At 66.9% G+C, this 14,374-nt stretch carries 15 protein-coding genes; 1 reads left to right on the top strand and 14 read right to left on the bottom strand.

The window, feature by feature from the left end:
* Window positions 1-28: 28 nt before the first annotated feature.
* Window positions 29-970 (top strand): transcriptional regulator GcvA, encoded by a 942-nt coding sequence (gene gcvA / locus BTH42_RS14610; RefSeq protein ID WP_075300495.1) that lies wholly within the window; start codon window positions 29-31, stop codon window positions 968-970.
* Window positions 971-1,075: 105 nt separating this feature from the next.
* Here the strand turns inward: gcvA and BTH42_RS14615 are convergent, their stop codons facing one another.
* The 14 genes from BTH42_RS14615 to BTH42_RS14680 all read right to left on the bottom strand — a co-directional run bounded on the left by BTH42_RS14615 (window position 1,076) and on the right by BTH42_RS14680 (window position 14,369).
* Window positions 1,076-1,423, bottom strand: a complete 348-nt coding sequence (locus BTH42_RS14615; protein ID WP_075300497.1) for a hypothetical protein — start codon at window positions 1,421-1,423, stop codon at window positions 1,076-1,078.
* Between the two features lie 97 nt (window positions 1,424-1,520).
* Window positions 1,521-1,952: a PaaI family thioesterase gene (locus BTH42_RS14620; protein ID WP_083654803.1), complete on the bottom strand. Its 432-nt coding sequence runs from the start codon at window positions 1,950-1,952 to the stop codon at window positions 1,521-1,523.
* 12 nt (window positions 1,953-1,964) lie between these two features.
* Window positions 1,965-3,479, bottom strand: coding sequence for an aldehyde dehydrogenase (locus BTH42_RS14625; protein WP_075300499.1), 1,515 nt, complete (start codon window positions 3,477-3,479; stop codon window positions 1,965-1,967).
* Entirely contained in the window at window positions 3,476-5,125 is a 1,650-nt protein-coding gene (locus BTH42_RS14630; protein WP_075300501.1) for a GMC family oxidoreductase, read from the bottom strand. The genes BTH42_RS14625 and BTH42_RS14630 overlap by 4 nt, the downstream gene beginning before the upstream one ends.
* Window positions 5,126-5,194: 69 nt before the next feature.
* The gene (locus BTH42_RS14635) at window positions 5,195-5,971 is read right to left on the bottom strand and encodes an enoyl-CoA hydratase/isomerase family protein (protein ID WP_075300503.1); all 777 of its coding nucleotides are present in this window, start codon (window positions 5,969-5,971) and stop codon (window positions 5,195-5,197) included.
* Window positions 5,972-5,980: 9 nt separating this feature from the next.
* A complete protein-coding gene (locus BTH42_RS14640) occupies window positions 5,981-6,643 on the bottom strand; it encodes a 4-carboxy-4-hydroxy-2-oxoadipate aldolase/oxaloacetate decarboxylase (RefSeq protein WP_075300505.1) in 663 nt (220 codons plus the stop codon).
* A complete protein-coding gene (locus BTH42_RS14645) occupies window positions 6,640-7,308 on the bottom strand; it encodes an RraA family protein (protein WP_075300507.1) in 669 nt (222 codons plus the stop codon). The genes BTH42_RS14640 and BTH42_RS14645 overlap by 4 nt, the downstream gene beginning before the upstream one ends.
* 6 nt (window positions 7,309-7,314) lie before the next feature.
* Window positions 7,315-7,971, bottom strand: a complete 657-nt coding sequence (locus BTH42_RS14650; RefSeq protein ID WP_075300509.1) for an RraA family protein — start codon at window positions 7,969-7,971, stop codon at window positions 7,315-7,317.
* An 87-nt stretch (window positions 7,972-8,058) separates the two neighbouring features.
* The gene (locus BTH42_RS14655; RefSeq protein WP_075300511.1) at window positions 8,059-9,057 is read right to left on the bottom strand and encodes a protocatechuate 3,4-dioxygenase; all 999 of its coding nucleotides are present in this window, start codon (window positions 9,055-9,057) and stop codon (window positions 8,059-8,061) included.
* A gap of 34 nt (window positions 9,058-9,091) precedes the next feature.
* On the bottom strand, window positions 9,092-10,321 hold the full coding sequence (locus tag BTH42_RS14660) for a CaiB/BaiF CoA-transferase family protein (RefSeq protein WP_075300514.1): 1,230 nt from the start codon (window positions 10,319-10,321) through the stop codon (window positions 9,092-9,094).
* 24 nt (window positions 10,322-10,345) lie between these two features.
* On the bottom strand, window positions 10,346-10,813 hold the full coding sequence (locus BTH42_RS14665) for a Zn-ribbon domain-containing OB-fold protein (RefSeq protein WP_083654804.1): 468 nt from the start codon (window positions 10,811-10,813) through the stop codon (window positions 10,346-10,348).
* Between the two features lie 54 nt (window positions 10,814-10,867).
* Complete coding sequence (locus BTH42_RS14670; protein WP_075300516.1) at window positions 10,868-12,031, bottom strand: thiolase domain-containing protein; 1,164 nt, start codon at window positions 12,029-12,031, stop codon at window positions 10,868-10,870.
* Window positions 12,028-13,173, bottom strand: a complete 1,146-nt coding sequence (locus BTH42_RS14675; RefSeq protein ID WP_075300518.1) for an acyl-CoA dehydrogenase family protein — start codon at window positions 13,171-13,173, stop codon at window positions 12,028-12,030. Before BTH42_RS14675 ends, BTH42_RS14670 begins: the two co-directional genes overlap by 4 nt.
* Window positions 13,174-13,187: 14 nt before the next feature.
* On the bottom strand, window positions 13,188-14,369 hold the full coding sequence (locus BTH42_RS14680; protein WP_075300520.1) for an acyl-CoA dehydrogenase family protein: 1,182 nt from the start codon (window positions 14,367-14,369) through the stop codon (window positions 13,188-13,190).
* Between the last annotated feature and the right edge of the window lie 5 nt (window positions 14,370-14,374).

The raw sequence follows: 14,374 nt of genomic DNA on the forward strand, positions 1-14,374 counted from the left end.
GGACTCGATAAGCTGGGATAATCGAGACATGCGCCGTCTTCCTCCCCTCGGTGCGCTGCGAGCATTTGAAGCAGCCGCACGTCATCTGAGCTTTACTCACGCCGCTGAAGAGTTATGCGTGACGCAGGCGGCCATTAGTCACCAGGTCCGGTTGCTGGAGCAATGGCTCGGAATTCGATTATTCGAGCGCAAAGGCCACTCGCTGAAATTGACTGCGCAGGCAAAGGCGTATGTGCGCGACCTGGGCAGCGCGCTGGATCTGATGCTGGCGGCGACCGAGCGGGTGCGCCGGCGTACCGACGGTCCGCTGCGCATTACCGTGCTGCCGTCGTTCGCTTCGCGCTGGCTCGTGCCGAGACTGGGACGCTTTCTCGCACTTCACCCGGAAGTCGACTTGCGATTGACCAGTTCCTTCTCGCTCTGGGATGGTTCGGGCGACAACTTCGACATGGGGATCCGCTCGGGACTCGGACGCTGGCCCGGGGTGAAATCGGATCTGATCGCGCGCGAGACGCTGAGCCCGCTGTGCAGTCCGGCATTCGCGCGCAGCGCCCCGCCTCTCAAGCATCCCGCCGATCTTCTCGGCGTGCGCCTGCTGCACGATGAGCCCAAAGCCGCATGGCGGGTCTGGTTCGAACACGCGGGTGTGGTCGGTGCGGATCTCGATTACGGATTGAAATTCGACGATGCGTCGTTCGTTCTGCAGGCAGCGCTGGACGGACAAGGTGTCGCGCTGGGCAGACTCACGCTGGCGGCCAGCGATCTGCAAGCCGGACGTCTGGTGCAGCCGTTCGATATCGTCATACCGAACGACTACAGTTACTGGCTCGTTTATCCGCGCACAGTGACGGATAGAGCCGATGCGATGGCATTCAGGTCATGGGTTCTCGCCGAAGCGAGAATGCCGGCGGGCGTGACGACGTCCGCGCCCATGTCGTCGGAGGCAAGAACCGCGGACGCGGCTTGCTAGTTTCCGGCAGTACTTTCTTCAGTTTTTTCGCTAGCGGTATTCGATTGCGCGGCGCGCGCACCCGCGCGCCGACGCCCGCTTCACCGACTTACTGACTTGGCGACTTTACTGACTCGCGCCCTGCGCAGTCGCGGCCTTGCGCTCGGCCTTCTGCAGATTCTCCGGATAGTTCGGATCGTTCTGGCCCGGCTGATAACCGGCATCCTTCAGCCGCTTCAGTTCCGCGGCATTCTTCGCTTTCGCCTCCTTGCGCACCGCCTTGCGTTGCGCTTTACGCTCCGCCTTGCTGAGCGGCGCCGACGCGGACGGCGCCGGCTGCACCGCGGCATTCGTCGCATTCGCACCCGCCTCGCCGCCCGCCGGCGTTTGCGCGAACGCACCGCCGCTCACGCCGATAGCCAATGCGATCGATCCCGCCAGTACAACCCGTTTCCCTGCGCGCGCTACGTTCATGAGTCTCCTCCGGAGTGGTTTTCAACATGAGTGCCGGCGTCGCCGATAAATACGCACGACGCCGGCGTTGCTTCGTCCTGCGACGAAATAAATGCTGCTAGGCGCCGCCGCGCGCGACCATGCATACCGCCGACGCAGTCGCGACCAGCTTGTCCCCTTGCCACAATTGCCCGTCCACGTTGCAGACATTTCTGCCTCTGCGCACGAGCGTCGCCGTGCCGCGCAGCGGACCGGGTCCGGCCGCGCGCAGAAACGACGTGTTCAGATTCAGCGTCGCGCAATGTTCGTGTTCGGCGAGCGCCGCCGTGACGAGCCACGCGGTCACGTCGTCGAGCATCGCCGCGAGCATGCCGCCCTGCACCTGGCCGGCCGGATTCAGAAAACGTTCGTCCGCTGTGTACTCGCATTCGATCCGGCTGCCGTCGGCGGCCAGCGAAACGATCCGGCCGCCCAGCGTGGTCGAGATCGGCGGCGGCGCTACTTCGCCCAGTTGCACGCGCCGCACATACGGATTGAGTTCGTTTTTCACCGGTTAGTCCTCTTAAACGCTCAGATCGACGGCGACGGATTTCAGCTCGGTATACGCTTCGAGCCCTTCGCGGCCGTTCTCGCGTCCCCAGCCCGATTGCTTGTAGCCGCCGAACGGCATCGCGAAATCGAGCGCGCCGGCCGCGTTGATCCGCACGTTGCCCGCGCGAATGCGCCGCGCCAGCTTGTGCGCGTTCGAGATGTCGCGGGTCCAGATGCTCGACGACAGGCCGTAATCGGTGTCGTTCGCGCGGGTCGCGAGTTGTTCGAGCGTGTCGTCGTCGAAGATCTGCGTGGTCAGCACCGGTCCGAAGATTTCCTCGCGGACCGCGCGCATCGCGGGCGTCGTGTCGACCAGCACGGTCGGTTCAACGAAGTAGCCGTCGCGCGGCAACGCACGGCCGCCCGCCGCGATTTGCGCGCCTTCGCTGCCGGCGCCGTCGATATAGTCGAGCACGCGGCGTTGCTGTTGCGCCGAAATCAGCGGACCCATTTCGGTGTCCTGTTCGATCCCGGCGCCCACTTTCAGTTTGCGCGCGCGTTCGGCCACGCCGCTGATCACGCGATCGAATACCGCGCGCTGCACGAATAGCCGCGAGCCCGCCGCGCACACCTGGCCGCTATTGGCGAAGATGCCGCGCGCGACCGCATCGATCGCGCGCTCGAGGTCCGCATCGGCGAACACGAATACCGGCGACTTGCCGCCCAGTTCCAGCGACACCCGCTTCAGATTGCCGGCGGCCGACGCGAGAATCTTCTTGCCCACCGCGGTCGAGCCGGTAAACGAAATCTTGTCGACGCCCGGATGATCGACCAGCGCCTGGCCCGCTTCGCCGCCGAGCCCGGTCACCACATTGACGACGCCCGGCGGAAAACCCGCCTGCTCGACCAGCTCCGCGAGCCGCAATGCGGTCAGCGGCGTCAATTCGGCGGGCTTGAGCACCACCGTGCAGCCGACCGCGAGGGCCGGCGCGATCTTGCTGACGGCCATCGGCAGCGGCACGTTCCACGGCACGATCAGCCCGGCGACGCCGATCGGTTCGCGCAGCGTGTACGCGTGCCATTCGCCCGGCAACGACACCGGCCGCGTTTCGCCGTTGAACTTGGTCGCCCAGCCGGCGTTGTAGCGCAGGCATTCGGCCGCGTGCGCGACGTCGAACGCGCGCGCGATCCTCAACGGCTTGCCGGTGTTCAGCGTCTCCAGCAGCGCGAGTTCGTCCGCGTGCTGATCGAGCAGATCGGCGAGCCGCCACAGCAGCTTCGCGCGCTCGGCCGGTCGCGTGGTGGACCACGGGCCGCTGTCGAATGCGCGGCGCGCGGCACGTACGGCCAGATCGACGTCGTGCGCGGTGCCCGCCGCGGCGCGCGCGATCACGCGACCGTTCGACGGATCGATCACGTCGTGATGTGTTTCCTGATGCGCGGCCTGCCAGCGGCCGTCGATCAGCATCTGCAATGGCCGCGCGAGCCACGCGTCCACGCTCGCGCGCACCTGCGCGAAGTTCTGGTCGTTCGAATGTGCAGTCATAGTGTCGCTTCGAGTGAGGTGGGTTGTGCGGCCGCGCGCAGCGTCCGGCCGCGAATCAGGTCCGCGGCTTTCTCGCCGATCATCACGGTCGCCGCGTTGGTGTTGCCGCCCGGAATCGTCGGCATCACCGACGCGTCGACAACCCGCAGCCGGTCGACGCCGCGCACCCGCAGTTGCGGATCCAGCACCGCGTCCGCGCCGCCACCCATCGCGCAGGTGCCGACCGGATGGTGGGTAATGCCGCCGAATTCGCGGATCGCCGCGTCGAGCGCATCGTCGCTGAGCACGTCGGCGCCGGGGATCGTTTCCTTGTCGATCAGCTCGGCCTGCGGCGACATCCGGTAGATGTCGCGCGCGGCCCGCACGCCGTTGCGCATTGTTTCGAAGTCCGCAGGATCGGAAAACAGATTCAGCGCGATGCGCGGCTTGTCGCGCGGATCGGCGCTGCGCAGACTCACGTGACCGCGGCTCGCCGCGTGCAACTGACACACGGTGATGTAGAAGCTGTGCTCCTTCGGCTTGACGATGCCGGGAAACCACAGGTTCGCGTCGAGCCGCACCGGATTGCACAGCAGCTGGATGTCGGGGCGCCGCAGCGCCGGATCGGTACGCAGCAGCACGGTGCCGCTGCAAATCTGCGTCGCGAACGTGCCCTTGCCGAACAGCGCCCACTTCAGCACCGACGCGCTCGCGCGATCGAAGCGCAGCTGATTCGTGAACGTGACCGGCCGGCTCGCGCGGTATTGCAGCATCATGCGCGGATGCTCGACCAGGTTGCGGCCGACGCCCGGCAGATCGGCGACCACGCCGATCCCATGCTCGCGCAGCTCGGCGCCGCGGCCGATGCCCGACAGCATCAGCAATTGCGGCGAGTTATACGCGCCGCCGCAAACGATCACCTCGCGCCGCGCGCGCAAAAATTGCAGCGGCCCGCCGCCGATGCTGAATTCGACACCCGTTGCGCGACCGCCCTCGACGACGATCCGATGCACGAGCGTGTGCTTCAAAAGCTGCAAATTGGAGCGCGCCAGTACCGGATGCAGATACGCGCGCGCGGTGCTCGAACGGCGCCCACGCGCATCGATCGCGACATCGCCGCGCGCGATCCCTTCGCCGTGCTCGCCGTCGTAGTCGTCGAGCACCCGATGCCCGGCGCGCGCGGCCGCTTCGCGCAGCGGCGCATCGAGCAGATGCTCGCCGTCGATCGCGCGAATCTGCAACGGTCCGTCGCCGCTATGAAACTGACCGTTGCCACGCCAGTTGCTTTCCGAGCGCAGAAAATACGGCAGCACATCGTCATAGCCCCAGCCGGTGCAGCCGAGATCGCGCCATTCGTCGAAGTCCAGACTATGGCCGCGAATATGAAACATCCCGTTGATCGACGACGACCCGCCGAGCAACCGGCCGCGCGGAATCGGAATGCGCCGGCCGTTCAGAAACGGCTCGGGCTCGCTCTCGTACTGCCACGTCAGTTCGGGCTTGCGCAGCGCGCTCATGAAACCGACCGGCATCCGCACGAGCGGATGATGGTCGCCGCCGCCCGCTTCGAGCAACGCAACCGACACCTCGCGGTCCTCGCTCAGCCGGTTCGCCACCACACAGCCGGCCGAACCCGCGCCGACCACCACGTAATCCGCTTCCTGCATGCCGTCTCCTGTTATCGGCCCAACTGGCCGGCGGGGTTGTTTTGCGCGACCTGCATTGCGTTGTTTGCGTCAGTTGCCGGTAAACACCGGCCGGCGCTTCTGTTGCCACGCGAGCGAACCTTCGCGCAGATCGTCCGACGCGTCGGCCTGCGCGACGTCACGCGCGAATTGCGCCGCGTCGAGCGTGCCGCGCGCGATCTGGTTCAGATGTTTCTTCATGCCGAGCAGCGCGAGCGGCGCCATCGTCGCGAGTTCGGCGCTCAGCAGATTTGCTTCGCTCTGCAAAGCTTCGCTGTCGATCACGCGATCCAGAAAACCGCATGCGAGCATCTGCTGCGCGTCGAAGGTGGCCGCGCTCAGCAGCAGCCTCTTCGCGACGTTCAGCCCGAGCCGCGACACGTACCGTTGCAGCCCGCCGCGATAGAACAGCAGACCGAGCCGCGCGGCCGGCACGAACATCTGGCAGGACGGCACGCCGAGACGGAAATCGCAGGCGAGCGCGAGGTCGGTCGCGCCGCCGTACACGCCGCCGTTGATCTGCGCGATCGTCACCGGCCGCGCCGCTTCCAGTTCGTCGACGAATGCCTCGAAGCGCGCGCCCGCGCCGCTGTCGGCGAGACTGCCGATATTGAAGCCCGCGCAAAAGTGCTTGCCTTGCGCGCGAATCCGCAGCACCAGCACGCCGCGCATCGCGTTCACGTCGCGCACGAAGCCGCGCATCAGGTCGAGATCGGCGGGTTCGAGCCGGTTCGCGACGCCGGGGCGGCGCAGCGTGATGGTCGCGATCGCGCCGTCGATCGTCAGTTCCGGCGCGTCGCCGGTGGGATGTTCAGCAGGCTGCGTCATGGTCGTCGCTCAGTGGAAGTGGTAGACCTGCATCGTGGTTTCGCCGGCTTCGATGCGCGTCAGGATGCGGGCCTCGTCGGCTTCTCGTTGCCGCGCGCTGTCGACCACCGCGGCCGCGCGTTCGCGTTCGATCGCGACCACGCCGTCGCGGTCACCGACGATCAGGTCGCCCGCGCGCACCGCGACGTCGCCGATCAGCACCGCTTCGTTGAGCCAGCCGATTGCGCCGTAGTCCTTACCGGTGCCGCGAATGCACAGGCCGCGCGCGAACACCGGAAAGCCGATCTGCTCCAGCAGGTCGCCGTCGCGCACGCAACCGTCGATCACGAGGCCGGCCAGACCCGCGCACTTCGCGGCGGTGGTCATGATTTCGCCCCAGTAGCCGTGTTCGTACACGCCGCTCGTGTGCACGACCAGCACGTCGCCGGGCTGCGCGAGATCGAGCGCGCGATGCAGCCACAGGTTGTCGCCGCCGGGCGAATGCACGGTCAGCGCCGGCCCGCAAATGCGAAAGCCCGGCGCGACCGGCTTGATCGCCGGCGGCAACGCGCCGGTCTTGCCCGCGGCCTCATGAAGGGTCGCGGCCGGCAACGCGCGCGCGGCCGCCACTACGTCACCGCCGACCCGCGCGAACTCGCGACGCGTCGTGCTCGCTGCATCGTGTTCTTTCATGACTGGGCTTCCCGCGTTTGCAACTGGTGATAACGGAACTGCTTGCGCGCTTCGTCCAGACGCATGCCGTCGCGCACCGCCGCGCGAATCGCTTCTTCCGCATGACCGATCGCCTCGGCCGCGTCGAGCACCGCCGCTTCGTGCTGACGCGGAATCACGATCACGCCGTCGGCGTCGCCGCGCACGATGTCGCCCGGTTGCACGCGCGCATCGCCGATATTGACCGGCACGTTGACCGCTTCGACCTGCACGCGGTCCTTGCCGGTGCGCATCCAGTGATCCTTGCTGAACACCGGATAGCCGAGTTCGGTGCACAGCGCGACGTCGCGACAGACGCCGTCGATCACGGTGCCGGCCACGCCGCGCCGGTACGCGATCTCGGTCAGGATGTCGCCCCATACCGTGGCGTTCTCGCGCCCGCCGTTGTCGAGCACGATCACGCTGCCCGGCGGCACGTCGTCGATATAGTCGCCGACCGTGCCGGGCGGATTCGCGGCCGGTCCGTATTGCAGCGTGTACGCGCGCCCGCTCATGCGGAATTCGCCGCTGCGCGGCTTGATCCGGTAGCACTGGCCGGCGATGCCGAGTTTGTCGAGCGCGTCGCTGAGCGTCGCGGTGTCGAGCGCGGCTGCCCGCTCGACGTTCGCGTCATTGATGTGTTCCATGTCGTGTCAGTCCCTGAGCATGTGCTCGTAGTTGCCGCCCATTACTTCGTTGATCGGTGTGCCGGCCAGAATCGCCTTGGCCATCGCCGCCTCTTTCGCGACGATCGCCTCGGCCGTGTCCAGCACGCGCTCGATGTCGTTCGCGCCGATAAAGATCACCGCGCTGCGATCGGCGAGCACGTAGTCGCCCGCATTGACCGTCGCGTTGCCGATCTGCACCGGCACCTGGGTGCCTTTCTCGACCACCCGGGCCCGCGCGGTGAACGCGGTCACGCTGCGGCAGAACACCGGCAAGCCATAGCCACGTGCTTCGTCGATATCGCGCACCGGGCCGTCCGCGACGATCCCGGCGACGCCGCGCACCTTCGCGCCGAGCGACAGCAGACCGCCCCAGCAGCCCGCTTCGACGCCGCTGCGCTGTTCGACGACGATCACGTCGTCGGCGCCCGCGGCGAGCACCGCGGTGCAGCCCAGATGCACGGGTGGACCCGGCGGCGGTTCGCCGACGCCGAGCTTGACGGTCACCGCGCGGCCGGCGATGCGGCCTTCGCCCGAGCGCTGCGGCAGGCCGGTGACGACACCCGCGAGCTTGAGCTTGTCGAGCGCATCGGAGACCGCGCAGCAGTCGAGCCGGCGCAGACGCCGTACGTTGTTATCGGACATACAGTTATCCTTAAGAATCAGGTTGGGTGCTTTGGCGGGTGGCGTTGATTGCGCGTTGTTGCGCGATCGCTGCGTGTTCGCTACGCGTCAGGCCAACGTCTTCCATGCCGCGAAGCAAAGTCCGGTGCCGGTCAGCGCCGGGCTGCGATAGCCCGGCGTGTACGACACCCACTCCAGATCGAGCGCCTGCAACGCCTCGACCGCGATCAGCCAGTTGCGGATTTCCGAGCTGCCCGCCTGCAACTGGCGCGGATCGAGTCCGGCCAGATACGCGGTGTCCTTCGCGCGGATCGCGTCGATGATCGACTCGTCGAGCGCTTCGTCGACGACGAAATGGCTGAGCCCGCCCGACGCCAACACGCCGACGCGCAGATCGGCCGGATAGCTGTCGACCAGCTCGCGCAGCGCGGCGCCCAGTTGCACGCAGCGGCGCGGAGTGGGCTGGTTCGGCGGATCGAACGTGTTGATGATGACCGGCACGATCGGCAGTTCGAGGTCCTGCAGATAGCGGCGGTGAATGAACGAGAACGCGTGGCCCTCGAACTGGCCGCGCTCCAGACCGTCCATCGCGGCGATGTCGAAATCGCGGTCGCACAGCCCGCGGATCAGCCAGCGCGCGAGCTGGCTGTCGACCGGATAGTCGCGGTCCGCGTCCGGTTCCTGACGCGCCATCCGCGCCTTCTTGTACCAGCCGTCCGACGCGCCCTCGTCGCGCTTCGCGTTGCGGATCGTGTCGCCGTAGTAGATCGCGAACGCCGGATTGTTGGTGGTCCGAAAGAGTTCGGTCTGGTCGTCGCCGACCACCAGCAGGACGTCCAGGCGCGCCGCGCGAATCCGTTCGCGCAGCTCGTCCATCGCGGCCTCGACGCGGTCGTAGCGCTCGCCCATCTTCTCGTCCGTGACCATCGCCTCGGCCTCGGCCGGCGCGCTGTCGAGCAGTTGAGCGTAGGTGGTGGGATTGCCCTGCCGGTCGAAGTAATGCGGATTCTTCGGGTCGACCTGCTTGAAACCGTGCTGCCAGTCTTCGCGCTGGCAAACCAGCATGATGCTGTGCGATGAACCGAATCCGGCGACCAGTCGTGCCATGAGTCTGTCTCCTTGTAGTGTTGCGGCCCGCGCGTCAGACCACGAAGGTCTCGCGCCACTGGGCAATCTGCTCGTCCGGGTAGCCGAGTTCGTTCAGGATTGCCTGGGTCTGCGCGCCCTGTTCGGGCGCGAGCCGCGGCGACTGCGCGCGCGGGTAGCGCGACAGCCGGAACGGCTGGCCGACGAACGCCACCTCGCCGCGGCCCGGCACCGTCGCCGGCCATGCGATGCCCAGGTGGCGGACCTGCGGATCGTCGAATACTTCGTTGATCTGATAGATCGGCCCGCACGGCACGCCGACCTTCAGCAGCAGTTCGGTCCATTCGCGGGTGCTGCGCGTGAGGAACACTTCGCCGACCGCCTTGTTGATCGTGTCGCGGTTCTGCACGCGCGCCGGGTCCGATTCATAGCCGGGCTGACCGACCAGGTGCTGCAGGTTCATCGCTTCGCACAGCCGCGCGAACATCGCGTTGCCGATCGCGGCGAGGTTCAGATAGCCGTCCTTCGTCGCGAACACGCCGGTCGGCACCGTCAGCGGATGCTCGTTGCCGACCTGTTCCGGCAGCTTGCGATCCACCAGCCATTGCGCGGCCTGGAAGTCGAGCATCGCGATCTGCGCTTCGAGCAGCGAGGTCTGCACCCACTGGCCTTCGCCCGACGCTTCGCGTTCGAGCAGCGCGGTCATGATCGCCTGCGCGCAGAAGTGCCCCGCGCACAGATCGGCGATCGGAATGCCGACCCGCATCGGCCCTTCGCCCGGCTTGCCGGTCACGCTCATCAGACCGCCCATCCCCTGCGCGATCGAATCGAAGCCGGGCCAGCGCGCGTACGGGCCGTCCTGGCCGAAGCCGGAGATGCTTGCGTAGACGAGCCGCGGGTTCAGCTCGCGCAGGGCGTCGTAGCCGATGCCCAGGCGGTCTTTCACGTCCGGGCGGAAGTTCTCGATGAACACGTCCGCGCGCTTGACGAGGTCGTGCAGGATCGCGAGACCGGCCGGGTCCTTCATGTTCAGCGTCAGGCTTTCCTTGTTGCGATGCAGGTTCTCGTAGTCGGCGAGGTTATGGTTGCGCCCGCCGATCATGTCGTCGCCGCCGGGCGCGCCGGGCGGAATCTCCAGCTTGATCACGCGCGCGCCCATGTCGGCGAACACGCGCATCGCCGCCGGGCCGGCGCGCACACGCGACGCGTCGATGATCGTGAAGCGCGACAGCGGGCCTTTTTTCGGGTCGTGTCGCTGGTGCTGTTCTTTGAAGTCGGTAGGCATACCAGTTCGTCTCCTGCTTGTGGTTCAGGCCGGCGTAAACATCGGCACCGGATAGCCGCCGTCGCTCGGCTTGAACACCAGCCTGACGCGCTGGCCGATCGTGAGCGCCGCGAAATCGCAGTCGACCAGATTGGTCAGCATCGTCACGCCTTCGTCGAGCGTCACGTAGGCCAGCGTGTAGCGCGCTTCGTCCTTGCCCATCGGGCTGAACGAATAGATCGTGCCGAGACCCGTCGCGTCGAGCCATTCGGTGTTCGCGCTCAGGCAGTGCGGACAGATGTCGCGCGGGTAGTAATGGGTTTCGCCGCAGTCCACGCAGCGCTTGACCAACAGCCGCCCTTCGTTGGCCGCTTCCCAGAACGGCAGCGCTTCGGGCAGCGCGCGCGGCGCGGGAATGCGGCGCGGACCGGCGGGCGGTTTGGCGGGGTTGTTCGCAGCGGGGTTCTTCGCAGCGGGGTTCTTCGCAGCGGGCTTATCGGCTGGCTTGTCCATTCGTTCGGGGTCCGAATCGAGTATGCCGGCTGTCGGCTGATTGGTGCTCATCTATTACTCCCGTTCGAGAATCAACGTCGCCGCGGTATGGCGCGACGCGAGCGCGCCGCCGATACCGTTCGCGAGCGCGATGTCGCAATTGCGGACCTGCACGGCCGGATGCGCTTCGCCGCGCAACTGGCGCACCGCCTCGATCACCTTGGTCACGCCGCCGCGATTGGCCGGATGGTTGTTGCACAGGCCGCCGCCGTCGGTATTGAACGGCAGCTTGCCGATGCCCGAAATCAGGTTGCCGTCCATCACGAAGCGGCCGCCCTCGCCTTTCTTGCAGAAGCCGAGATCTTCGAGCTGCATCAGCACGGTGATCGTGAAGCTGTCGTACAGCGACGCGTATTTGATGTCGTTCGGGCCGACACCGGCCTCGGCGAACGCCGCCGCGCCGGACCAGCGAGCCGCCGACCAGGTCAGATCGATGTTGCCGCCGGCCGCGTGCTTCGGCGCTTCGCCGGTGCCGCGCACCTTGACGAGCGGGCGCTTCAGCTGCTTCGCGATTTCCGGACGCGCGACGATCAGCGCGCCGCCGCCGTCGCTCATTACGCAGCAGTCCAGACGATGCAGCGGATCGGCGACCATCGGCGAGTTGACTACGTCGTCGACCGTGACGACGTTGCGCAGCATCGCGTGCGGGTTGTGCTGCGCGTGATGCGACGCGGCCACCTTGATCCACGCGAGCTGCTCGCTGGTGGTGCCGAACTCGTGCATATGACGCTTTGCGACCATCCCGTACAGGTTCTGCGTGGCCGGGCCGAACGGCAGTTCGAACTGCACTTCCGGCGCGTCCGGGTCCGGCGCCTTCAGCGACAACGCGGCGCCCGCCGCGCGCGGCCGGCCCGCGAGCGTAATCAACGCGACGTTGCAGCGGCCCGCCTTGATCGCCTCGGCCGCGTGCGCGACGTGCAGGATCGGCGCCGAGCCGCCGCATTCGGTCGAATCGACGTGGCGCAATTCGAGGCCCAGATATTCGGCCACCGTGTTGGCGCCGAGACCCGGCGCATCGCCAGCGCAGAAATAGCCGTCGATGTCGTCTTTCGTCAGGCCCGCGTCTTCGAGCGCGCCTTTGGCGACGTCCGCATGCAGGCGCAGCACCGACAAATCATCGGCCTTGCGGGTCGGATGCTCGTACGCGCCGACGATATAAGCGGCTCCGTTCAGGCTCATGCCGCCTCCCGCGCGACGCGCAGTTCGGTGAAGCGCTGCAGATGCCAGCTCGCATCGCCGTAGGTCTGGTTGATCGCGAACATCCGCTTCGCGTAGTGGCCGGCGCGGCACTCTTCGGTCATGCCCATCCCGCCGTGCAACTGGATCCCCCATTCGCCGGCCGCGCGGCACGCATCGCCGACATAGGCCTTGGCGGCCGACACGAAACGGCGGCGCTGGTCGGCATCGGTGCCGTCGACCGCCATCGCCGCCGCGCAGGCCATCGACTTGCTCTGTTCGAGCGCGATCAGCATGTCGGCGATCCGGTGCTGGAGCGCCTGGAATTTCGCGAGCGGCGCGCCGAACTGCGTGCGGGTGCGCAGATGTTCGGCGGTGTGATCGAGCAGCGCTTCGAGCGCGCCGACCGATTCCGCGACCAGCGCGGCATTGGCGCGGTCGAGCGCGGCTTCGATCAGTTCGTAGGCCTCACCAACTTTGCCGAGCAGGTCCTGCCTGCCGACCGCAACCTGATCGAAGCTCACGTGCGCGGCTTCGCGCGCATCGATCGTTTCGAACGGGCGCAGGTGCAGGCCGGCGGCTTTCGCATCGACCACGAACAACGACAGGCCGTGCCGGTCGCCGCGCTGCCCCGAGGTCCGCACGGCGACCACGAACGCATCCGCTTCCGCGGCATCGAACACGATCGTCTTGGTGCCGTCGATCCGCCAGCCGTCGCCGGTTTCGCTCGCATGCACCGCGATGCGCGCGACGTCGTAGCGCGACTCGACCTCGCCGACCGCGAACGCCAGCAGCTTGTCGCCGCACGCCGCCGGCGCGAGCCAGCGGTCCTGCTGCGCGGCGCTGCCGGCCGCGCCGAGCAGCGCGGCGGCCGGCAGCCCGCTCGCGAGCCAGCCCGCGCCGCCGAGCGCGCGGCCCAGTTCCTGCGCGACCAGCATCGTTTCGACCGCGCCGTAGCCGCTGCCGCCGTGCTGCTCGCCGATCACGAGACCGGTCGCGCCCAGTTCGGCCAGACCCTGGCGGCGGCTCGCCGCAAGTTCGCGCGATTGCGCATCGCCGCGCCGATGGGCGGGATACTCGCCGTCGCAGAAGCGTCGCACTGCGTCCTGCAGCGCGACGTGATCTTCAGTCAGAGAAAAATCCATATTCGTCTTTCGCCTCAAGCATTGAAGAACGCGCGGCTGATCAGGTTGCGCTGCACTTCGTTGGTTCCGCCGTAGATCGACACCTTGCGCGCGTCGAAATAGTTCGCCGCCACCGCGATCAGTTCATCGGGACTCGGACCTGTGTGGCCGGCTTCATCAAGCAGCGCGTGCTCGTCGAACGGCAGCGCGTAGGGGCCGGCGATATCGGCGAGCAGTGCGTAGATGCCCTGGCGCAATTCGGTGCCGCGCACCTTCAGCATCGGCGCCTCGACCATCGGCACGCGGCTCGACTGATGCGCGCTGAGCATGCGCAGGCCGGTGAATTCCAGCGCCATCAGCTCGGTCTCGAAGCGGCTGATGCGCGCTTGCAGCAGCGGATCGTTGTCCAAACCCTGCTGCTTCGCGAGCTGTTTGGCCCGCTCCAGTTGCTGCTTGCACGAACCGATACCGGCAATGCCGGTCCGCTCGTGGCCCAGCAAAAACTTGCCGTAGGTCCAGCCCTTGTTCAGCTCGCCGACGAGGTTCTGCTTCGGCACCCGCACGTTGTCGAGATACACCTCGTTCAGGTCGGTGCCGCCTTCGAGCATCCTGATCGGCCGGGTTTCGACGCCGGGCGCGTGCATGTCGATCAGCAGGAACGAAATGCCTTCCTGCGGCTTCGCGTCCGGGTCGGTGCGCACCAGCGCAAACATCATGTCGCACCAGTGCGCGTACGAGGTCCACACCTTGTGACCGTTGACGACGAAATGATCGCCGTCGAGTACCGCGGTGGTGCGCACCGCGGCCAGATCGGAACCGGCGCCCGGCTCCGAAAAGCCCTGCGCCCACCAGGTTTCGCTGCGCAAAATCTTCGGGATATACGCGGCTTTCTGTTCAGGTGTGCCAAATGCGTTGAGCACCGGGCCGAGCATGTTGATGCCGCTCGCGACGATCCGCGGCGCGCCGCCGAGCAGCGTTTCTTCGTCGAAGATATAGCGCTGCACATGGGTCCAGCCGGGGCCGCCGTCTTCCTTCTTCCACGACGGCGCGATCCAGCCCTTCTCGTACAGCAGCGTGTACCACTCGACATAGTCGTCGCGTTCGAGACGCAGACCGAGTTCGGCCTTGCGTTTCAGACGCGGCGCCAGGTTCTGTTTGACGAACTCGCGCACTTCGGCGCGAAAGGCCTGATCCTCGGCAGAGAATTCGAGCTTCATCAGAT

This window comes from Burkholderia sp. SRS-W-2-2016 (genome assembly GCF_001931485.1).
GTDB lineage: Bacteria > Pseudomonadota > Gammaproteobacteria > Burkholderiales > Burkholderiaceae > Paraburkholderia.